This is a genomic window from Mycobacterium intracellulare ATCC 13950 (assembly GCF_000277125.1).
GTDB classification, from domain to species: domain Bacteria; phylum Actinomycetota; class Actinomycetes; order Mycobacteriales; family Mycobacteriaceae; genus Mycobacterium; species Mycobacterium intracellulare.
Window position 1 is genome coordinate 2,418,297 of record NC_016946.1, and the last position, 20,939, is coordinate 2,439,235.

A 20,939-nucleotide genomic window follows, 5' to 3' on the forward strand; every position below is an offset into this window, starting at 1 on the left:
CTCAGCAAGCAGTACCAAGCTCGGCCAACGAACTCGGCAATCACAGTTGATTGCAAACGGCCTACCGATGACCGTCGTGCATTTCTCAGCAGACAGTAACCGGGCGGCACGCGCTATCGTCGGCGCCGGTTCGATCGTTCTCGGTCTCGTCGACGTTGGATGATGCGGATGATGATGAATGTCAGCACCGTGATTGTGGCGATCGTGGCGAGGATTGTTGTGCCGATGATTTGCTGGGCGTGGCTGTAATGGGGTAGGTAACCAGGTTCTGCGGCCAACCATAGACGCAGTGGTGTGCTCATGGCGATGGCCGTCGACGCCGGTGTGGGCGCATGCTTATCGGCCGCCGAGTTGGACGGCTTTGACGATCAGCAGGACGACGCCGATGACGAGATAGCCACGCAGCGCGATCATGCCTAGACGAGTGCCAGGTGACCAGGTGATCGGCTCTAGCAACGTTAGGGGTGGCATTCGCCAAGTGTTGCGGTCCATTGCGCTTAACTTGGTTGGTGCGGCCGGCGACGCGGGTTGGCGGCGGCCCATCCAGCGCAACGTTGGGGCCGCCGCAGCGGCGAGTACCACTAAAGCCAGGGCCAGGTAGCCGGCGACCGCGACGACGTTGAGGTCGGGAAACAATGTGGTGGCCATGAGGATTCCCGACAGCAACAGCAGGGTGCCCACGATCAGCCCGGCGACCCAGTTAAGCCAGGGGCGATTGACCCACGGCCCCAATACTTGCCGGTCATTACATAGCAGTAGGAGAAATACGCTGGCGCTGGGCAATAACAAGCCGGCGAGCGCCTGCACCGCGGTGGTGATCAATCCGAGTGGGGCGCCGGGGATCAGCACGATCGCTGCGGCCAACGCCACCATCGCGGTGTAGGACAGGTAGAACTGTTTGGCGTCGGCGAACCCGCGGTGCAACGAGTGCTTCAGGCCGAATACGTCGCCGAAGGCGTAGCTGGTGGCCAAGGTCACTGCGGCCGCGCCCAAAATCGAGGCGTCCATCAGGACGACCGCAAACAACCAACCGATTGCCGGACTGTCTCGACCGAGCAAGCCCGCGATGGCACCGGCGTCGGTGAAACCACCGGCGGTGTTGGTGGAGCGTGCCGCCCAATCACCGGTCATCACCAGCGCCGCGGCGCCGATCACCACGACGAGGGCTCCGAGTACCGTGTCGGCGCGTTCGTAGCCCATGAACCGGGGGGTGATGCGTTTGTCGACGACGTTAGACTGCTGAAAAAACAGCTGCCAGGGTGCCACGGTGGTGCCGACGATGGCGATGATGAGCAGCACCGCATCCGAGGTCACGCCCCCCGAAATGGTCGGCACTACAAAGGACTTCGCCGCGTGTGCCCACTGCGGCCGCGCCATCAACAGCATCGGGATCTGCAACAGGGTAACGGCAATGAAGACGAACATCGCCCGTTCCCAGCGCCGGAAACTCCCGGTTGCCATGATCGCGATCAAGGCCACTGCCGAGATAGGCACCACAACGTATTTGGAGACGCCGATGTAGCCGGCGGCAAGGCTGATGCCGATGAACTCGGTGACGATCGTCAAGAAGTTGAGCAGAAACAGGTCGCCGACGGAAAACCAGCCCCAGCCGCGGCCAAAACGCTCGTTGATCAACCGGGCATGCCCCACCCCGGTCACCGCGCCCAGTCGCACCACCATTTCCTGGTTAACGATGAGCACCGGAATCAGCAGCAGTAGTACCCACAGCAGGGAATACCCATAGTTTTGGCCGGCCTGGGTGTAGGTGGCCACCCCGCCGGCATCGTTATCACCGACCATCACGATGATCCCGGGGCCGACGATGGCTAGAAGTGTCAGCAGTCGGGTCTTCCAGGTGCGCGCATTCTCGGTCTCGCCGACGCTGATGCGCCCGAAGGCGCCCTCGATGTCACCCAAATGTGCCGAGTCGAGTACCGCGGTGCGTGTCGCTGGCGGTGGCTCGGCACGGTGGGCCGCTGTTGGGGGGCCGGTGGCGTCGTTTCGCTCGGCTGAACTCACTGCCCTTCACCCCCTGACGTCGGCATGTTGCGGTCGTTGTCGGTGATTTCGTGGACGGGCCGGGGAGCGGGTTCTCGGCGCCTCCAGTCCTCGGGGATGGTGGCTTCCAGCACGTCGTCGACGGTGACAATCCCCAGCATGCGATCCTGTCCGTCGACGACCGGGATGGCGTAGAGGTTGTAGTCGGCCATGAGCAGTGCGATGTCGGTCAAGTCGGCGTCGGCGCTGACTCGCACCGGGTCGGATTCCATCAGGGCCCGCACGCTTTCGTCGGGTTCGGCCTGCAATAGCGCAATAACTGACACAACACCGATCAGGCGTTTGTCCTCATCAAGAACATGCATCTTGACCAACGCCTCGGGCTGCACGCTACGTGCGGCGGCGATCAGCGCCAGCGCCGTGCCCGCGGTTGCGCCTGCGGCGCACATGACGAAGTCGACGTTCATCAGCCCCCCGGCGCTTTCGGGGTTGAACCCCATCAACGTGATCACCTTGGTGCGCTGCGGGGCGGGCATTAAGTCCAGTACCCGCCGGCGTCGCGATTGGCGCAGATCTGCGATCGCGTCGGCGGCATCGTCGGCGCGCATCCGGCCCAGCAGCGCAGCCACCTCGTCGTCGGGCATGTCATTGAGCAATCGGCTGGCCTTGTCGGGGTCGAGTTCCTCGAACACGTCGGCTTCCAATTCGGGGTCGCTGCGGACCCGGTCGAGGATCTCGCCGCCTTCTGCTTTGTCGGCGTCTTCGAGAAGATCAGCGATGTCAGCGGGTTTGAACCGGCCGAACCGGCCCGATTGACGGCGCATCGCATCGGAACGGCTGTGCCCGATCAGCGGTTCGAATGCCTTCCAATCGCGGGCCGCATGCCCACCCGAGCTCTTGATCAGCCCGAAAAACCTTGCCGGGCGCCGGGTGTCCAACCGTGCTAGGACCCACCCACCGCCAGTATCTTCGAGCTCCACGTCGTAGGCGCGCACCAATTCCACAGCCGCCACATCGATCAACCGGTGCCCGAGCACATCGGTGCGCAACAACACCTCACCGTCGCGGCGCTCGAAGCTGCGGAGGTCGATTTTGTTCTTGGCCAACACAACTCGCTGCGCGGCGTACTCGTTGATGGAAGGGCTGCCGATAAACACCCGCCGCCGACCGACCCCGGCCACGATCCCAGTCACCAGCGGATGATCGTCGGCGCCTCGCAGTCGCACGATCACGTCCTCCACGCGGCCCACAGCCTCTCCGGAGCGGGCTAAAACCGGCGAACGTAGCAACTCCGACAAATGGATCACCGGCCGCGCCGCGTCGTGCTCGACCGCAGCCTGTGATGCATTCATTACATCCTCCTCAAATGCGATAGAGCCGCCAGCGGTCTGCACTTAGGGCCCATATTGGCGACCCGTGGTGCCCAATCCAGGGCCAGGTTCGCAGACGTATCAAACTACGGCTGTACGGGCGCGGCCGCCAGATCGTATGACCCTGATGCCGTCGATAGCACCACCAACGGGTAAACATCGGTGACGGCTGTTTGCTCGGGCTCGCCGAAACCGCCCGAGCCGCAGGAGGAAGGGAGGTCGGCATCGGCGGGCTTGCGCAATGCACGTGCATCGATTCAGCTTGCGGTCTCACCCGCGACGGCCGTGGGTTGCTGGCGTTGCATCGATGGTTAGCAGCCGCAGTCCTCGCCTCGCCAGGATCGAAAGCCTTGCCAGACCGCGACGACGGCAACGCCCAGCCCGATCACCGGATCGAGCCACCAACCGCTGGACCAGTTTGCGGTCGTCGCCAGGCCAATGAGCACCGCGGCAGCCTGGACAGCGCACAAATAATTCTGGGTGCCTTCGGCCACGGTGGCCGCCGAGTCCAATCGCGCGCCGAGGATTCGTTGGGCGCGGCCTAGGAGCGGCATTTGCAGCACCGCGAAGGCGGTCAGCACGATGCCGATCACGCTGGTGTCGGGGTGGCGCTCACCGAACAGGTGGTGCACCGATTCGGCGGCGATGTAGGGGGCCGTCATCCAAAACGACACCGCCACACCGCGTTGGGCGCTGCGCTCAGCCGTCGCCGACAGCATCCGCGATCCGGTGAACCGCCAGATCACCACCACGCCGGCCAGGCCCTCGGCCACACTACCCAGCGCCCAGCCGGTCAGGGCGACTGACCCAGCAGCCAAGCCTTGCCACAGCCCCACGGCGGCCTCAATGGCCAGAAAGACGAGGCTCACCCACGCTAGAGCGCGGGCCGCGCCGGCCGCACGCAGCCACCCCGCATCTGCGGCCAACACTGCCGGCGCATTCTGCGCGGACGCTGCGCAGCACGCATCGTCAAGCAACTTGCCGGGACCATTGGCCGGACCGGAATTTGTCACAAAGTACCTTACTGGCTGCATTTGGCTATTTTACGGGCGCGGGCGAAAGGCATCCACGACCGCCACACTCGCTGATCCAACCAAGTATGCCGGTGCAGGATTTCAACGTTCAGCGCCTGGATCCATCTTGGACGCGACTGGACGCTTGGTGCTACCGCGGGGCCGGGTAGCAGACCGTCATAAACTGGCGGTCGCAGCTCGTTCCTCGACGAGCATTGCTTGCGAACTCACGACCTTGGGCTCGCAGGACGAGGGGCGAGCCCAAGGGTGTGAATCCGACGTGACGCCGTCAACGGGATGATTCTTGGGCCACCAGCGGACGCACCGAGCCGCCTGGCAACGGCAGACTACCCTCGGTATTAGTGTCGCGGTCCCCGGCATTACCCAAGGCGGTATCGCTGAGGCGGTAGCGGATCAGCCGGGAGCTGTTGGTGGCGACTGCGACTGAGGACGCGTTGTGCAGAATCGCGGCGAGCACCGGCGATAGTGCGCCGCCGGCGCCGATCAGCAGGCCAGCGGCGTTGACGGCGATCGACATGCCGTAGTTCTGCCGGATGACTTCGACCGCACGCGCACCCAGGTCCGGGACGTCGAGCAGACGTTGCAGATTGTCGTTGGCCAGAGCGACGTCGGCGGTCTCGACGGCCACATCGGTGCCAGCCAATCCCATGGCGATCCCGATGTCGGCGGTCGCCAAGGCTGGGGCGTCGTTGACGCCGTCGCCCACCATCCCCACGACGTAACCCTCGTCCTGCAAGGCTTTCACCACTTCGAGCTTGTCGTCGGGCAGTACCTCGGCGCGCCACTCCTCGATACCGAGTTCGTTGGCGACCGCTGCAGCGGTCTCGGGATGATCGCCAGTGAGCATGACAATCCGGCGTATCCCGGTGGCCCGCAACCTCTTCAGCACCTCGGCCGCCTCGGGCCGGACCTCGTCACGCAGACTGATCAACCCGACCAGCTTGCCGTCCACCGCGAGCAACAGCGGGGTTTCGGCCTGGCGGCGCAGCGTGTCGACCCACTCGGTGGCTTTCTTGGAGATGCGGACACGTTCATCACGCAGCAGTGACGGGCTGCCCAGCAACAGGATCCTACCGTCGGCCCAGGTGCGCATGCCCAGTCCCACCAGCACCTCGCATTCCTCATGTGGGGGAATGGTGATGCGGCGTTCCTCGGTCGAGCGGATTACCGCTTCGGCCAGCGGATGACGCGAGTGGATCTCGGAGCTGGCCGCATAGGCCAAGACCTGTTCTGGTTCCCAATCCTTGTGCAACGCAATGATATTCGTGACCACTGGGCGCCCAACGGTGAGTGTGCCGGTCTTGTCGAACACCATCGCGTCCACCCGGCCGGCCCGCTCCAAATGGGAGCCGCCCTTGATCAGGATGCCGCGGCGGGCGCCGTTGCCGATTGCGGCGCTGATCGCTGTCGGCGTGGACAGTCCCACCGCGCACGGGCAGGCGATCAACAGCATGGTCATCGCGCGCCGCACGTCCCCGGTCAGCACTAAGGTGAGCGCAGACAGGATGAACGAGGCGGGAACGAATCGGCGCGAGAAGTTTTCGCCGACAGTCTGAATCGGTGCCCGATCGAGTTGCGCCTCTTCGACACGGGTGATGATGCGTCCGATCACGGTTTGACTGCCCACCGCACTGGCGCGCACCACCAACCGTCCACGCACCACCACCGAACCGGCGTGCACCGGCGATCCCGCTGTGATACTGACCGGCAGGTTTTCCCCGGTGATCGCGGACTGGTCGACAATCGCCTCCCCGTCGATCACCTCACCGTCGACCGGGATGGCCACGTGATCGTGCACCACCACTTGATCGCCGATCTCCACGGTGTCGATCGAGACTTGAACCTCGCTGCCGTCATTCAGGCGAATCCAGGCGGTGTCGGCGGTGCCGCGCAGCAGCTCGGAGATGGCCCGCCGAGTCCGCCGCACGGTCAGATCCTGCAGATATTCACCAATGTTGAGCAGCCACAAGACGGTAAGCGCCACCACGTTCTCGCGTAGCACCAAGCTGGCCACGGTGGCCGCCGCGACCAACGCGTCGGTGCCCGCGCGGCCTGACCGCAGCGAACGCAAGGCGCCGCGCAGGAACGGATACCCGGTGAAGATGGTCACGCCGGTTGCCACCAGCTGACCGGTCGGACTCAGCAGCGGTGGCCGTTTGAACCCGTAGCGGCGCACGCCCAGTAGGGCCAGCGCCGCCCCCCCGATCACCATGCGCAGCACCTCGGTGTTACGCACATCGGCTGATCGGGGTGAGCGCGCCGGAATCAGATTTTCGGCGATATGGGCGGCCTCGGTGATTGCCCGAAGCACTGCGGAACGGTCGCAACGTCTCGGCGAATACCACACCACCACCGAACCAGTGTGCGGATAGGCGTGCACCGCCCGCACGCCGTGTTGCCGTCCTACTGACTCTTCCACCGCCACAGCGCGACGCGAATTCGCCCGCACCCACGGGACCACCACCCGCATCCGCCCACCGGCATCCGACACGACCGGCAACACGGCGTCATCGACAACGGTCATATCGAGCGATCAGTGGTCGTGGTCGTGGACGTCGGCAGCGGCGGGAGGCGGCACCTCTTCGCCAATGCGCTCACGGGCCTCGGCGACCACGTCCGACACCTTCAGGCGCGCCGACTCCGCCGCGACCTCAGCGCGCCGTGTCCCGCGCAAACCCAGCTCCGTCGTTGCGACCGCAGCTCGGCGGAACGGCGCCTTACCCACCGCCTTTTTCACCACTTCGTAGGCGCTCACGCCGACCAAGCCGGTAAACACCGCCGCGCCCGCCTTACCCAATAACCCGTGCAGCATTACTCTTCGTTCCTTCCTTCCCGGGTCTGCCCCTGATGGGCAGACGTTCACCGCGTCACCAACCGACGTTAACATAGACGCATTGCAATATCGACATACATTGCCGGTGAAGTCTTCGCCTCAGAGATCCGGGCGGTCAGATCGGATGAATAGCCCACATCGCGGATCAGACCGCGCACCCGGACGCCGGCCCCAACAGCGCGAGTTGTGGCACAGACAGTGGCCGGCGCACCGGACGCAATGGGCCGCGCCTAACCTAATTTCACGCGGGCATCGGGCTAGAACGCCGAACCGTCGAGCTCGCTCTTATGTTGCGGGCAGTAGGACGTTACCGAGGCGCCGATGAAGTACCCGGCTTCATGTGCCGACAGATTCGTGTCCTTCACCAGCGACAGATCCACGAAGATAGGCGTTTGGCCTTTGTCCAGTCCCGCGCACACGGCGTGTCCCATTGCGATCGAGGTGTTGGCGTCGGTCACGACGACCGCGTGTCTTTCAAGCGTCGCGAGGAACGCGTCATCTGTTTGATCCGCCCATGCTGGCGGCGCGCAGAGCAGCCCGGCGGCCGACAACACAACAGCAGTGATCATCGACCGCTTCGCCGAGAACGGGTTCATTCCGGTCCTCGCGTCCCGCCAGTGGCGAACGTGTGCCTGCGCATTACAGGTCACCCCGGTGGTGGTTGCTCATTGATCGGCCGACAAGGTTGAGGATTTCCTGCCGCCGAACCCGCGAAGTGGTTTCCCGTGTTCGGTTCTCGGATGCCCACCGCCGGATCGCGGTCAACTGCGACACCGACGGGCCTTGCAGCCCAATGCGAACAACCAGCAGCTCGTCAATCCCCTCGGGATTTTCGCATCGCGACGTCAGCGGTGCCATCCCAGCCCGGGCACCGCTAACACGACAACGAGCAGACCGCGAAGAGGACCGGTTGAACCCCATAGCAACATATAGTAATTTGCGCATGCAAGAGCGCCAACCACACGAGCCGCTGGGTCAGCGCATGGGCCGCATTCAGGGAGCACCGTCGCTCGCTTCGGCGAGGATTTTCGTTTGGCGGCTATGGTGGTGTCGCTGCTGAGGCGCTCGCGTTAGCGTCGCGCCGATCACTGGAGATGAAAGAGACGATGCCGCAAAAGCTCACGTCTAAAGACTGGCCGACTCGGTTACTCGTTCTCGGCTACGGAGGGCTGTTGGCCGCAGTCGCCGGGTTCGTCAATTCGGTGGCGTTGCTGGTATTGGCGTTCCCAGTGGGCAACCTGACCGCCTTGACCACCAAGTTGGGCATGGATTCAGCCAATCCGCTGCTGTATGAGAGCTGCATGATCGTGCTCATCGTGTTCGGGTTCCTGTGTGGCGCCGCGGGCGCCGGCGCTATGTTGGGTGGCACGCGGACCAACACAGGCCCGCGCCACGCTGCAGTCCTGGTCGGCGAAGCCGCGCTGCTGCTCGCGGCGACCGCCGGGGGACTTGCGGGAATCAAGGTGTTGCTGGCCGCCGCCGCGTGTGGGCTGCAAAACGGCATGACGTCGAATTTTCGCGGGATGACGATCCGTACCACGCATTTCACCGGCACCATGACCGACCTCGGCTTCATGCTGGGCCGCAGCCGTCGTCACGGGCTCGACACGTGGAAGGCCACGGTTCTGGTCACCACGGTGGTGTTGTTCCTTGGCGGCGGCGCCGCCGGGGCGGTGATCGGCGGCCGAATCGGCGACCACGCCCTGATATTGCCGGCGACCGCCTGCCTCACGGTGGCGGCTGCCAGTCTGCTGCATGCCCGTCGACGTGACAGTGTGGCGGCTCGCGCGATATTCACGCCCGAGCCCGCGCCCGCATCCTCCCACTGACCGGCGTCAGCCAGGTCAGCCCAGGACGACCTTACGCGCGACTTTCATTCATACATGCGAATGATTCTATTATTTGTTAGCCTGTGGACGTTGCTGCGATCAGCACCGGGAGGTCAAGTGAACGATGAGCGCGGATCAGCCGAGACCAGGGAGTCGCCCCTGCAGTGTCCGCGGTGTGTATCGCAGATGTTGCCGGTGCAGCGGTTCGGGGTGACGATCGATCAATGCACCGGCTGCGGGGGCATATTCCTGGACCGCGGCGAGCTTGAGCAGCTCGCCGAGGCCGAAGCCAAATTCTATTCCGCCCAGCAGCAACCCCAATCCCCTCCGAGCCCCTATCCGCCGCAGCAGCAGTACCCGGCGCAGCCGGTGTATGTCGAGGGCGCCCGCCCGAGAGGCTTTCTAGGCGGGTTGTTCGGCGAGGGTTATTACGGTGGCCGCCACGGAGGTTATCGCGGTGGACACCACTGATCCCAGGTGCCAAGCGCCCCGCCCCCCGGTGGAGCGGGCCAACGCACACGGCCAAGCTCACGACCACGGCCATGGGGTGTCCGCGGACGCGGACCGCAAATGGCTAGCAACCGCGCTCGGTTTGATCGTCGCTTTCATGGGCGTCGAGGTGGTTATCGGCGTTGTAGCGAACTCGCTGGCGTTGATCTCCGACGCCGGCCACATGCTTACCGACGCGGCGTCAATCATGTTGGCGCTGATCGCGATCCGGCTGGCTGACCGTCCGGCGCGGGGCCGCTACACCTACGGTTTCAAGCGGGTGGAGATCCTGTCGGCACAGGCCAACGGGATCACACTGCTGTTGCTGACGGCGTGGTTCCTCTATGAGGGGGTGCGTCGGCTTATCGCCCCGCCAGAAGTTGCGGGCCCGCTGGTGCTGTTCACCGCGCTGGCCGGGATCGTGGTGAACATTGGCGCTACCTGGTCGATCAGCCGCGCGAACCGCACCAGTTTGAACGTAGAAGGCGCTTTTCAGCACATCCTCAACGACCTATACGCGTTCATCGGCACCGCGGTTGCCGGTCTGGTGGTGTGGGTGACTGGCTTTGCCCGCGCCGATGCCATTGCCGCCTTGCTTGTGGCTGCATTGATGGCGCGCGCCGGCTGGGGGCTGCTCCGCGAATCTGGCAGGATCTTTTTAGAGGCCGCCCCAGCGAACCTGGATCCGGCCGAGATCGGCGCCAGGGTCGTCGCAGTACCGCAGGTGATCGAAGTGCACGACCTGCACGTCTGGCAGATCACGTCAGGCCAACCTTCACTCTCAGCGCACGTACTCGTCGCTGACGATGCCGACTCCCGCATGGTTCGCTCCCACATCGAAACGGTGCTGCACGACGAGTTCGGTCTCGAGCACACCACCTTGCAAGTCGACCACACTGTCGCCGATGGCGACAACGGCGGCGAGCACTGCGCCGGACCACACGGGCCAGTGCACCGCCCGTGATCCGAGAACGAGGCAGGAGCTATGCGCATCAACGGAGCGAATCGGATGCCCAGCCCGGACCAGGGCCGGGGAAGTTCCTCCTCAGAACAACGAACGCCACAGCGAAGTGCTTCAGGCTCTTCATGGCTCTCCTCGCTTGTGCCGGTATCGCGTTGAGCGTGGCGGCCCGAGCCACCGCCGATCCCAGTCCCTTTGGCAGCCTCTCTTGCTCCTGCGATCACCCGGTGTCAGGACCACACCGTCCCCCTGCTCAGCAAATAATGCAGGGCATCCGGGACGGCGTGCCCAACCTGCATCAACACAGCACCAAACCGAGCGAGTGAGCGAGTTGACGGGCGTCGCCTTGGTGGTGATGCCGCTCGTGGGTCGGGCGAACCACATACTGGCGGCGGGCTGGGCTCGGCGGCCGCCGCGGCTCTGGTCGGTCTGGCGATCATCGCCAGCTGGTCCGGCGGTTGGTGGTTCGACCCCGCGATCGGGCTGGCGGTCGCCGCCGTCGCGATTGGCAGGGCATCCGCTCCTGACGCGGCAAGGATTGCTCCTGCTGAAGGGACGCGAGGGCCGCACGCGATTCGCCGACTCTGTCAGCGGTTGTGCAAGTGTGAATCGGTCGGTCATCGTGGCCAGTTCGGTGTTGTGATCGCGTCACGTCAAAGCCGCCACCATGTGCGACGGTTGACACCGAAGGCTTGTAATCAATTAGCTGGGCCGCTATCATCGGGTTATGTCGATGAAAAGTCTCGATGCTGTCCCGCCCGCCGCGTCACCGCGTAAGGATTTGGCGGACGCGGTCGCGTTGTTTCATGGCCTGTCGGATCGGACCCGGCTAGCGATCGTCCGCCACCTCGCCCATGGGGAAGCGCGGGTGGTCGACCTCACCCGCATGCTGGGGTTGCCGCAATCGACGGTGTCTTCACACCTGGCGTGCCTGCGTGACTGTGGACTTATCGTCGGCCGACCCGAGGGGCGGCAGGTGTTTTACGCGCTGGCCGTGCCCGAACTGCTGGACTTATTCGCCGCCGCGGAAGCCGTCTTGGCGGTGACAGGCAACGCGGTGGCACTGTGCCCCACCTACGGCACCAAGGCCAACGCCCGCCCTGACGGAGCTGGAACGGGGGTCTCGTTGGACGAGCCGATTGAGGTGGGCATCGCCACGCCGACCGATGACGGGCCTGTGACGGCTGGGAGCAGGGCATGACGAACACGACATTTGTCGGTAGCAGTCATTCGTTCAGGCACGTGCGGCAGGTGATTGAGGCGTGATGCCAGCCACCGAGAGTTGGCCGGGGTCAGAAGTAGAAGGTGGCGGCGGGGGCTGTGACTGCCCGCAGCGCTGTGATGGCGCAACGTTTGGAAGGGAGCGGTCGGGATGGTGAAGCACGGACTTTCGGCGAAGGCGGCACCCACGGCGGGTTTTGTGGGGGCTGCGGCGTTTGAGGCCGTAGGCAGGGCATGGGCGAAGGTTCCCTGGCGGGAGGCGACGGTTTCCGCTAGCGCCTGTGGTTTGCGCGTTGCCCGTGAGGCCCAGAAAAGCGTCAAGCGGGCTCGACTCGCGGTCGTCGACGTGGTCGCCGAGGCGCGAGAGCGCGTCGGTGAGGAAGTCGAGGAGGAAGTTGCACCGCCGGCGGTGGCTGAACCTGCGCCCCGCAAGCGTCCCGGCAAAGCGGCCAAGCGGCCACCGCAGGCGGCGGCGGAACTTGAGCCTCGCAAGCGTCCCGGCAAAGCGGGCAAGCGGCCACCGCAGGCGGCGGCGGAACTTGAGCCTCGCAAGCGTCCCGGCAAAGCGGGCAAGCGGCCACCGCAGGCGGCGGCAAAATCCGGCGACGACCACCACCACGGAGGCTGATGATGCTGACCACTGACGTTCGCCCTGATGCCGGCGCCAAGCTGACCGTCGTATCCGACGCGGCGGGCCGGATGCGGGTGCATACCAGTGGGTTTCGGTTCGACGCAGTGCGGGCCGCCGCGATCGAGGACACGGTCGGCAAGGTGACCGGTGTGCGGGCCGTATATGCCTATCCGCGAACGGCATCGGTGGTGATCTGGTATTCGCCGGGGCGCTGCGACAGTGCTGCCGTGCTGTCGGCGATCGCCGATGCCCAGCACATCCCCGCGGCGTCGGTGCCCGCGTATGCCCCGCACTCGGCTGACATCCGCGGTGTAGTGCACAGCGTCATCGACTGGACCGCGCGAACGCTATCGGGCCGTCCGGCGGCTGTCGTCGCCGGGCAGCGACCGCGGGTGGTGAGCGATGCCTGCGGCTGCGACCACGATGACATTGAGTGCGAGCCGGAACGGCTCTGGCAAGTCTCCAAGTTGCGACGAGCCGCGCTGTCCGGGGTGCTGCTGGGCGCCTCGGTGGTTACCGCATGGGTCACCCCAGTTGGGCCGATCGCGCTGGGACTGAAGGTCTTCGCGTTGGCGGTGGGGGCCTCGACGTTTGTGCCCTCCAGTCTGCGACGACTGACCGAGGGCCGTATAGGCGTGGGCACCTTGATGACCATCGCCGCGGCGGGCGCTGTCGCACTGGGTCAGGTCGGCGAGGCCGCCATGTTGGCGTTTTTGTTCTCGATCAGCGAGGGCTTGGAGGAATACGCGGTGGCGCGCACCCGCCGTGGCCTGCGTGCCCTGCTGTCGCTGGTGCCGGATCAGGCCACCGTATTGCGCGAGGGCATCGAAACCGTGGTCGCCGCCGCCGACCTGCGTGTCGGTGATCAGATGATCGTCAAACCGGGGGAACGCCTGGCTACCGACGGCATCATTCGTGCCGGGCGCACAACCCTGGACGTCTCAGCGATCACTGGCGAATCGGTGCCGGTCGAGGCCGGACCCGGTGACGACGTGTTCGCCGCCTCGATCAACGGCTCGGGAGTGCTGCAGGTGCAGGTCACCGCGACCGCAGAGGACAACTCGCTGGCGCGCATCGTGCACATCGTGGAAGCCGAACAGGCCCGCAAAGGCGCCAGCCAGCGGCTGGCCGATCGCATCGCGCGACCGCTGGTGCCCGGCATCATGATCGCCGGGGCGTTGATCGCCGCGACGGGCATTGTCGTCGGTAGCCCGTTGATCTGGGTCGAACGTGCTCTGGTGGTGTTGGTCGCGGCTTCCCCGTGTGCGCTGGCCATCGCCGTGCCGGTATCTGTGGTGGCCGCCATTGGCGCCGCCTCCAAACTCGGCGTGCTGATCAAGGGCGGCGCCGCGCTGGAAGCGCTGGGCACCATCGGCGGGATCGCCCTGGACAAAACTGGAACGTTGACGGCCAACCGGCCTGCTGTCATCGACATCGCCACCACCAACGGCGCCACTCGCGAGGAGGTGCTGGCGGTGGCCGCCGCGTTGGAGGCCCGCAGTGAGCACCCCCTGGCCGCGGCCGTCCTCGCCGCCGCCCCAGCCCCGACGGCCGCCGGCGACGTGCAAGCCGTCCCGGGGGCCGGGCTGACCGGCCAACTCGACGGGCATGCTGTGCGGCTGGGGCGCCCGGGCTGGCTCGAGCCCGCCGACCTCGCCGATGATGTGGCGCGCATGCAACAAGCCGGGGCCACAGTGGTCCTCGTCGAACGCGACACGCTGCTGCTCGGGGCCATCGCCGTGCGTGACGAACTACGCCCCGAAGCCGGCGAGGTCATCGCCGCCCTACGCGCCGCCCGCTACGAGGTGGCGATGCTCACCGGCGACAACCACGCCACCGCTGCCGCTCTGGCGGCCCAAGCCGGAATCAAACATGTGCATGCCGAACTGCGCCCTGAGGACAAGGCGCAACAGGTCAGACAGCTGCGTGCCCGGCGACCGATCGCGATGGTCGGCGACGGCGTCAACGACGCTCCGGCCCTGGCCGCCGCGGATGTGGGAATTGCGATGGGGGCGATGGGAACCGACGTCGCCATCGAAACCGCCGATGTCGCGTTGATGGGCCAAGACCTGCGCCACCTGCCCCAAGCGCTGCAGCACGCGCGCCGCTCGCGGCGGATCATGCGGCAAAACGTCGGACTGTCGCTGGGAATCATCACCGTGCTGATGCCGCTGGCGTTGTTCGGGTTCCTCGGCCTGACCGCGGTGGTGCTGGTGCACGAGCTCACCGAGGTCATCGTCATCGTCAACGGTGTGCGCGCCGGACGCACCAAACCACTTACAGCTCAGGGCAAGACACCCGAGAGTATTACGACTCACGGTGAGACGAGGATCGTCGCGACAGGTCGGTCGGCGCGGCAACCGACATAGTCTTCGCAGGATAGCGTGAACGGGTGCCAACCAGCAGAAAAAATGGCGGTGGAGATCCAGGAGTCCTTCGGGAAGTCGGGCACGATGGTACTCGCCGGGGTTGTCGGGGTGGGCGCCTACGAGCTGCTATGCAAGGTGGTGGGCAAGGCGCCGATTCATCAAGCCCGTGTGGCGGCGACGGAGTTGGGTCTGCGCGGGACTCGGCAGGCCGAAAGGGCTGCCGAGTCGGCCCGGCTCAAGCTCGCCGACGTGATGGCCGAGGCGCGTGAACGCATCGGTAAGGAGGCGCCGGCGCCTGCGGTCACCGGTGTCGACGAGCATGAACACTGATCCCCCGCCATGACTGTGGCGGCTGTGAGCAACGCTGCCCTGGAATCTGTTTCGGATACCTCGATATCAGTAGAGAAAGTTCTCACACCGTAGGTCGGAGGCGGTGTATGAGCGTTTGCGCGCCTGCTGCCACGGCAGCTCGGCGCGGCGAGGAGCGAGGACAGGTCTGGGTTGTCGTGAGACCCGGGGTGCTGAGGCCTTTGAGGTGTGGGCGCTGACTGGTCGTAGACAGCTGGTGGGGCGGCGGACGGAGGGCGAAGCGTAGCGACCGGCGCGGACGGCAGCGCCAGCGGACGGGAGCAAAGGGAGCGGAGCGAAGCCCGCAGGTAGCCGCCAGATTCCTGCGGGGCCTGTGCGGTCACGGCTGCGCTGAGCATCAGCTGTGGGTCTGCGCGGCGGCGATGAGACTCGTAGGCTGGTGGTGTGAGCGGGGTTCTGGCGCAGCGTGCGCGGCGGGAGGCCGAGGCCCGGTTGGTGGGGCAGCCTGGGCGGTTGGCGCATGTGCGGGGTGTGGTGGCGGCAGCGCAGCAGCTTGGTCGGCATTTCGACGCAGAGACTGCCGATTGTTTGGTGGCGGCGGCGTGGCTGCACGATATCGGCTACGCGCCGTCGGTGCGCCGGACGGGGTTTCATCCGCTCGATGGGGCGGAGTTTGTTCGATCGGCCGGATTTGGGAAGCTGGTTGCGTCTCTGGTCGCGTTTCATACCGGAGCGCATGTGGAGGCATCCGAGCGCGGTCTACAGGGGTTGTCAGAGTTCGGTGATCCGCCCAGCGACGTTCTGGATGCGTTGACGTTTTGTGATTTGACGACCGGGCCGGACGGGTCGCCGGTGTCAGCCGATGATCGATTAAGCGACGTATTGACTCGTTACGCGCCCGAGGATCCGGTGCATCGCGCGGTCGATGCGGGCCGCGAGGAGCTGTTAGCCGCGGTCCAGCGAGTGCGCGACTGGCTCTAACCGCGGTGGCTCAGCCGAGATAGGGTTTGTCGCGGTGTTGGAGGTAGTGGTCGATGCGCAGTCGCATCGACGGGTGCATATCCAGGGTGGGGATGTCGTCGGGATGGGCCCAGGCGATGTCGGTGCTTTCGTGGTCTATGGCTAGCTCACCGCCGATTAGGGTTGTGGTGAAGCACAGGGAGAATTGTTGGCGGACTTCACCGTCGGTGAACGCCACGACGTGGTGCGGGTTGGTGTAGACGCCGACCAGGGCGGTGACTTCGACGTCGAGACCGGTTTCTTCTTTGACTTCGCGCACGGCGGTGCCTGCGATCGTTTCGCCGATGTCGTGCCCGCCGCCGGGTAGCGCCCACAGGGTGTTGTCGCGGCGTTTGACCAACAGAATGCGGCCTTGTTCGTCGGTGACGATGGCCGAGGCGGACGGGACCACGCTGTTGGGCTGGGGGGCGTCGGGGTCGTTGTAGTAATCGGTCCGCATTCCAGAATCAGCCTTTCCTGATCAGTGGGTTGGCACTGTCCCAGATATGGGCAAATGCTTGTTCGAGGGTGGCCCACAGTCGGGGTTCGTGGTGGCGGGAGAGCACGAGCACAGGGTTGTTGCGTCCCGGTGAGCCGTAGATGTGGAAGTTGACGATCATGGTGTCGTCGACCCGGAAGGTTGACGTGTACAGCGTGGTGTCGTGGGTACGGATGTGCAGCCCCGGTGTGCCGGCGTGCGGAGCGAGCAGTTCGACGGAGGTGCGGCAGCGTGCGATGACGGCTTCGCCGATGCCTTCTTCCTCACCGCGCAGGATCGTGGCGGCGGTGTCGGGGTCACCAATGAGGAATCGCACCTGAACACCACGGGCGGCGGCGGCGAGCAGGGTGTCGAGAAATCCGTCGAGCGTGTCGAACAGGAACGTGGCCGCCAAGACGAGTATGTCGATACCTGTGGCGGCGTCGGCGAAATGCTGCTGCCACGCAGTGATCGGTAACTGGGTGCGGCTGGCGTACAGCGTCGCAGTGAACGGCCCACCCAGGTTTGTCGCCAGCGCGCGTGCGGTGGAGGGTTGGAATTGATTGGGCCACAGGTCGTGCGGGGTACAGCCGAGTACCTCGGCGGCACGGTGGGCGTTATCGTCGCGGACCTTGTAGGTGGCGTTGGCCAACCAGCGACGGACCGTTTTGACATCCACACCCGCCTCCGTGGCAAACCGCCGATGGGACAGCCCCTTGGTCCGTAGCCGTTGTGCTAGGCGATCGTTCGGGATTGCTGCGGTGCCAGCATCGCCGTCCTGATTGTCTGTCGTCTCAGCGCACATCTTCCCGTGTCGTCCCTGTCCGTCCCCAGCCCGTGGTTCCTAGTTTGCCACGCGCCGGTCTCAAACTGGGTCGGTGATGTCCCGCAGATGTCCGGCGTCATGTCCCTCTCGTGTCGGAAATGTCTGGGTCGTGTCGGCAATGCCTGCAAACGTCCTCGCAACGTCCGCGGTGTCCATGTGAACTGAGTCCAGCGCCCCACCTGGCGCAGACAGATCACGAAAGGAACAGCAGGACAATGCGTTTGAGAATCGACACGTCAGGAACCCGGTTCATCGTCACGCGGGCGGCCGAACCACGGCTGAACTTCGATACCGGCAGCCCCAAAGTCGACACCGCTACCGGCGTACCGCTCTACGCCGCGCAGCTGCTGGCGCTCGATGACAGCGGCGGTGAGGTGCTCAATGTCACCGTCGCTGGGGATCCGAAAGTAACAGTGACACAGCCAGTGTCGGTGTCGGGACTGGTGGCCATCCCGTGGGCTCAAGGCGATCGCAGCGGTGTGGCGTTCCGCGCCGATGCCATCGGCCCCACGAACCCCGCCGCTGTGCAGAGTGACCAGGCGTCCCGCGCGCAGAAGTAACGAGATTGCTGGGGCGCGGCGCTCGTGGGTGTCGCGCCCCCGCACCGGAGCTGCTATCGGCCATTCACTCACGGAGGGACGCCTGTCATGGCATCGAACAACAAGAACGGCAACAACTCTCAATCCAACGATGACGACTGGATCACCGACCTCATCCTCGCACTGTTCAAGGCGCTCGGATATCTGCTGTGGTGGGCGGTGCTCTTCCCGGCCGTCAGCATCCCGATCATCGCCAGCGTGGGGATAGCCATCACCCATGGCCCACGCTCGGGGCTGATCGTCGGTACTGCTCTCGTTGCTGCGTATGGGGTATGGGCGTGGCTGGAGCCGCGATCGTTTCGCGGATGGGTCACCGAGCCGGTGCGGCGGCGCTGGTTAGCCTGGTTGCGCTACACGCGCACCTGGGAATCGCTGTGCACCCTGCACGGGCTGACCGCCACACTTGGCGAACGCACTTTGGTGCCGACCTTGCAGTCGGTGCGCATCGGCAAGACGACCGACGTCCTGGCGCTGCGCGTGGTGACCGGCCAATCCCTGACCGATTGGCACAAGCAATCGGAGGCGCTGGCCGCCGCCTGGCGTGCCGACCGGATCACCATCCGCGCGACCGCGCCCGGAGAGCTACGCATCACCTTGATGCGAGGCGACGCGCTGGCCGACCCGATTGCTCTGCCCATGCCCACGACGACGACTGCGGTGGATGTGGGGTCGGTCCGGGTCGGCATCACCGAAACCCGCCGCTGGTGGCACCTACCTCTGCTCGGCAACCACCTGCTGGTGGCTGGCGCGACCGGCGCGGGCAAAGGCTCGGTGTTGTGGTCACTGATCGCCGGCATCGCCCCCGCAGTGAAAACCGGGCAGGTACGGCTCTGCGTCATCGACCCCAAGGGCGGCATGGAACTGGGCGCTGGAAGACCGATGTTCACGGTGTTCACCCACGACGCGACCGACTCGACCTTGCACCTGCTGCGGCAACTGGTGGAGGTGATGCACGCCCGCGCCAATCGGTTACGCGGCAAGACGCGCCTGCACACCCCCACCTCATCCGAACCGCTTTTTGTCGTGGTTATTGATGAGATCGCCGCTCTGACCGCCTATGTCACCGATCGCAGGGTGCGCAGCGAAATGGAACAACTGCTGGGTCTGCTGCTCTCCCAAGGCCGCGCCGTCGGCATTTCGCTGGTGGCTGCGGTACAAGACCCGGCCAAAGACACCCTGTCAGTGCGGCAGCTGTTCACCGTGCGGATCGGGCTGCGGTTGACCGAAGCCACTCAAACCGCCATGGTTCTCGGCCAGGGAGCAAGGGATGCCGGTGCGGAGTGCGACCGGATCGCTGATGCGACGCCGGGTGTCGGGTACATGATGATCGATGGCACCGCCCGCCCGGTGCGGGTACGGGCATTTCACGTCACCGACCACGACATCACCACCCTGGCAGCACGATTCCGGGCGCCCCGTGCCGCGACCCGCCCCGACCAGGCTAACGGCGAGCGCACTGACACCGATCGGGGTCAGCGGTGACTATTGCAACGACGGCCCCCACGCTGGTGTTGCCCGGCATAGCCGCCACAATCGACACCAACACGGCGGTGGATCAGATGGTGCGCCGCGCGTCCTCGATGGGGTTCGAATCGTGGTGGCGGCGAGCGGAATCCGTTGGCTTCTGCGCCAACCCCATTCAACTCACGGGTATCGACGAGTTCGGCCGCGATCGGGTGGTGTGGACACGGTGCAATAACCGCCGCGCCCAGATCTGCCCGTCGTGCTCGGACCTTTACGCTCGCGACACGTGGCAACTCGTGCACGCTGGCACCGCCGGCGGCCACCACGATATCCCCGAAGCCGTGGCGGACCGCCCGCAGGTGTTCGTCACGCTGACCGCACCCAGCTACGGGCCGGTCCACACCACCGCACGTGCGGGCGACAAGCGCCTCCGGGTGTGCCGCGACCACCACGGGCCTGGCGGCTACCGCCGTTGCCCGCATGGAAAACCACTGTGGTGCAGCACAACCCACGGAGAAGGTGACATCCATGTGGGACAGCCGATCTGCGCGGACTGCTATGACTACACCGGGCATGTGCTGTTCACCTGGCATATGCCAGAACTGTGGCGACGCTTCACCATCACCCTGCGACGCGCGCTGCGCCGCGAGCTACGCGCCTCGGGCGCCGACCCGGATGCGGTGCGGGTCAGCTTCATCAAAGTCGTCGAGCTGCAAGCCCGGCTCGTCCCACATATTCATGCCCTGATCCGTCTCGACCCGCGCGACAGCGACAACTGCGGTGGTCCGGAGTGGCAAGCGCCCCTCACAGCCACTGAACTGGCCACCATCATCCAACAGGCCGCTCGAACCGTAGCCGTGACGGTCACCGACCCATCCTCAGATACCGCGACACGGGTGATCAGGTTCGGCACACAAGTCGACACCCAACCCATCGAGAACCGGCACGCTGGCACGGACAGCCCTGCTGTGCAGGAGGATTCATCACACGGCCGGGTGCTGCCAGGCCACCGCGTAGCTCGCTACCTCGCGAAATACGTCACCAAATCCTTAGCTGACGTCGGGATCAGCGCACGACGCATCTCCACCGAGGCCATCGCCGACCTGGATGTGTCCGATCACGTCCGGGCGATCCTGACCACCATCAGCCAACTCGCCGATAGGGGATTGGCCGGTGTCGGCCGGTGGCTGCACACCCTGGGCTACCGGGGCCACATCACCAGCAAATCCCGCCGCTACTCCACCACGATGACCGCGCTACGCGAACGTCGCGCCACCTGGACACGTGAACAACGTCTGAAAAGCACTGGACACCAACATGGTTTCGGCTTCAACTCCACCGATGGCGATGATCTAGTGGTGTGGGAGTTTGACCGTGCCGGCCTCACCAGTCTCGGCGACCGCACCCTCGTGAACTCCGCGGCCCTCCGACGCATGGAAATCCGCCGGATCGGACTGATGGAAGTCCGTGGCCTAGCCCGCAACCAACGATGGGATTCGCAAGGGGGCAGCGATGGCTGACGGATCCCG

At 65.3% G+C, this 20,939-nt stretch carries 19 protein-coding genes; 11 read left to right on the top strand and 8 right to left on the bottom strand.

The window, feature by feature from the left end:
* Positions 1–336: 336 nt before the first annotated feature.
* The 6 genes from OCU_RS36310 to OCU_RS36335 form a co-directional block, all read right to left on the bottom strand.
* Complete coding sequence (locus OCU_RS36310; protein WP_014379984.1) at positions 337–1,917, bottom strand: NRAMP family divalent metal transporter; 1,581 nt, start codon at positions 1,915–1,917, stop codon at positions 337–339.
* Between the two features lie 98 nt (positions 1,918–2,015).
* Positions 2,016–3,350 carry a magnesium transporter MgtE N-terminal domain-containing protein gene (locus OCU_RS36315; protein WP_014379985.1) on the bottom strand — a complete coding sequence of 445 codons (1,335 nt, stop codon included), beginning with the start codon at positions 3,348–3,350 and terminating at the stop codon, positions 2,016–2,018.
* Positions 3,351–3,679: 329 nt separating this feature from the next.
* Complete coding sequence (locus OCU_RS50435) at positions 3,680–4,381, bottom strand: cation transporter (protein ID WP_373368545.1); 702 nt, start codon at positions 4,379–4,381, stop codon at positions 3,680–3,682.
* Positions 4,382–4,670: 289 nt separating this feature from the next.
* Positions 4,671–6,926 carry a manganese-exporting P-type ATPase CtpC gene (ctpC, locus tag OCU_RS36325; protein WP_014379987.1) on the bottom strand — a complete coding sequence of 752 codons (2,256 nt, stop codon included), beginning with the start codon at positions 6,924–6,926 and terminating at the stop codon, positions 4,671–4,673.
* A gap of 9 nt (positions 6,927–6,935) precedes the next feature.
* A complete protein-coding gene (locus OCU_RS36330) occupies positions 6,936–7,214 on the bottom strand; it encodes a DUF1490 family protein (RefSeq protein WP_014379988.1) in 279 nt (92 codons plus the stop codon).
* Positions 7,215–7,492: 278 nt separating this feature from the next.
* Positions 7,493–7,831, bottom strand: coding sequence for a DUF732 domain-containing protein (locus OCU_RS36335; protein ID WP_014379989.1), 339 nt, complete (start codon positions 7,829–7,831; stop codon positions 7,493–7,495).
* Positions 7,832–8,341: 510 nt separating this feature from the next.
* Here OCU_RS36335 and OCU_RS36345 point away from each other — a divergent pair.
* The 8 genes from OCU_RS36345 to OCU_RS36375 all read left to right on the top strand — a co-directional run bounded on the left by OCU_RS36345 (position 8,342) and on the right by OCU_RS36375 (position 16,025).
* Positions 8,342–9,064, top strand: a complete 723-nt coding sequence (locus OCU_RS36345; protein WP_033712808.1) for a YoaK family protein — start codon at positions 8,342–8,344, stop codon at positions 9,062–9,064.
* Between the two features lie 186 nt (positions 9,065–9,250).
* Positions 9,251–9,535 carry a TFIIB-type zinc ribbon-containing protein gene (locus OCU_RS36350; protein ID WP_014379992.1) on the top strand — a complete coding sequence of 95 codons (285 nt, stop codon included), beginning with the start codon at positions 9,251–9,253 and terminating at the stop codon, positions 9,533–9,535.
* 76 nt (positions 9,536–9,611) lie between these two features.
* On the top strand, positions 9,612–10,517 hold the full coding sequence (locus OCU_RS36355) for a cation diffusion facilitator family transporter (protein ID WP_014379993.1): 906 nt from the start codon (positions 9,612–9,614) through the stop codon (positions 10,515–10,517).
* A 724-nt stretch (positions 10,518–11,241) separates the two neighbouring features.
* Complete coding sequence (locus tag OCU_RS36360) at positions 11,242–11,715, top strand: ArsR/SmtB family transcription factor (protein ID WP_014379994.1); 474 nt, start codon at positions 11,242–11,244, stop codon at positions 11,713–11,715.
* Positions 11,716–11,886: 171 nt separating this feature from the next.
* Positions 11,887–12,363 (top strand): DUF1490 family protein, encoded by a 477-nt coding sequence (locus OCU_RS51900; RefSeq protein WP_075362272.1) that lies wholly within the window; start codon positions 11,887–11,889, stop codon positions 12,361–12,363.
* 5 nt (positions 12,364–12,368) lie between these two features.
* Entirely contained in the window at positions 12,369–14,735 is a 2,367-nt protein-coding gene (locus OCU_RS36365) for a heavy metal translocating P-type ATPase (protein ID WP_085981105.1), read from the top strand.
* Positions 14,736–14,783: 48 nt separating this feature from the next.
* Positions 14,784–15,065, top strand: coding sequence for a DUF1490 family protein (locus OCU_RS36370; protein ID WP_369798138.1), 282 nt, complete (start codon positions 14,784–14,786; stop codon positions 15,063–15,065).
* A 423-nt stretch (positions 15,066–15,488) separates the two neighbouring features.
* On the top strand, positions 15,489–16,025 hold the full coding sequence (locus tag OCU_RS36375) for an HD domain-containing protein (protein ID WP_033712782.1): 537 nt from the start codon (positions 15,489–15,491) through the stop codon (positions 16,023–16,025).
* Positions 16,026–16,035: 10 nt separating this feature from the next.
* On the opposite strand, the gene OCU_RS36380 is transcribed toward OCU_RS36375, so the two are convergent.
* Together OCU_RS36380 and OCU_RS36385 are read right to left on the bottom strand one after the other, a co-directional pair.
* The gene (locus OCU_RS36380) at positions 16,036–16,503 is read right to left on the bottom strand and encodes an NUDIX hydrolase (protein ID WP_014379999.1); all 468 of its coding nucleotides are present in this window, start codon (positions 16,501–16,503) and stop codon (positions 16,036–16,038) included.
* 7 nt (positions 16,504–16,510) lie between these two features.
* Positions 16,511–17,326 carry a helix-turn-helix domain-containing protein gene (locus OCU_RS36385; RefSeq protein ID WP_038536066.1) on the bottom strand — a complete coding sequence of 272 codons (816 nt, stop codon included), beginning with the start codon at positions 17,324–17,326 and terminating at the stop codon, positions 16,511–16,513.
* A gap of 236 nt (positions 17,327–17,562) precedes the next feature.
* Between OCU_RS36385 and OCU_RS36390 the strand changes: the two genes are divergently transcribed.
* The 3 genes from OCU_RS36390 (at position 17,563) to OCU_RS36400 (ending at position 20,930) form a co-directional block, all read left to right on the top strand.
* Entirely contained in the window at positions 17,563–17,907 is a 345-nt protein-coding gene (locus tag OCU_RS36390; protein WP_014380001.1) for a hypothetical protein, read from the top strand.
* An 87-nt stretch (positions 17,908–17,994) separates the two neighbouring features.
* Positions 17,995–19,428 (top strand): FtsK/SpoIIIE domain-containing protein, encoded by a 1,434-nt coding sequence (locus tag OCU_RS36395; RefSeq protein ID WP_014380002.1) that lies wholly within the window; start codon positions 17,995–17,997, stop codon positions 19,426–19,428.
* Positions 19,425–20,930, top strand: a complete 1,506-nt coding sequence (locus OCU_RS36400) for a replication initiator (RefSeq protein WP_014380003.1) — start codon at positions 19,425–19,427, stop codon at positions 20,928–20,930. The genes OCU_RS36395 and OCU_RS36400 overlap by 4 nt, the downstream gene beginning before the upstream one ends.
* The last annotated feature ends 9 nt before the right edge of the window (positions 20,931–20,939 follow it).

Coding starts and splice junctions, on each gene's coding strand:
- OCU_RS36360 (WP_014379994.1), top strand. CDS start 11,242: ATGTCGATGAAAAGTCTCGATGCTGTCCCGCCCGCCGCGTCACCGCGT.
- OCU_RS51900 (WP_075362272.1), top strand. CDS start 11,887: ATGGTGAAGCACGGACTTTCGGCGAAGGCGGCACCCACGGCGGGTTTT.
- ctpC (WP_014379987.1), bottom strand. CDS start 6,926: ATGACCGTTGTCGATGACGCCGTGTTGCCGGTCGTGTCGGATGCCGGT.
- OCU_RS36345 (WP_033712808.1), top strand. CDS start 8,342: ATGCCGCAAAAGCTCACGTCTAAAGACTGGCCGACTCGGTTACTCGTT.
- OCU_RS36335 (WP_014379989.1), bottom strand. CDS start 7,831: ATGAACCCGTTCTCGGCGAAGCGGTCGATGATCACTGCTGTTGTGTTG.
- OCU_RS36350 (WP_014379992.1), top strand. CDS start 9,251: ATGTTGCCGGTGCAGCGGTTCGGGGTGACGATCGATCAATGCACCGGC.
- OCU_RS36315 (WP_014379985.1), bottom strand. CDS start 3,350: ATGAATGCATCACAGGCTGCGGTCGAGCACGACGCGGCGCGGCCGGTG.
- OCU_RS36330 (WP_014379988.1), bottom strand. CDS start 7,214: ATGCTGCACGGGTTATTGGGTAAGGCGGGCGCGGCGGTGTTTACCGGC.
- OCU_RS36395 (WP_014380002.1), top strand. CDS start 17,995: ATGGCATCGAACAACAAGAACGGCAACAACTCTCAATCCAACGATGAC.
- OCU_RS36390 (WP_014380001.1), top strand. CDS start 17,563: ATGCGTTTGAGAATCGACACGTCAGGAACCCGGTTCATCGTCACGCGG.
- OCU_RS36385 (WP_038536066.1), bottom strand. CDS start 17,326: ATGTGCGCTGAGACGACAGACAATCAGGACGGCGATGCTGGCACCGCA.
- OCU_RS36380 (WP_014379999.1), bottom strand. CDS start 16,503: ATGCGGACCGATTACTACAACGACCCCGACGCCCCCCAGCCCAACAGC.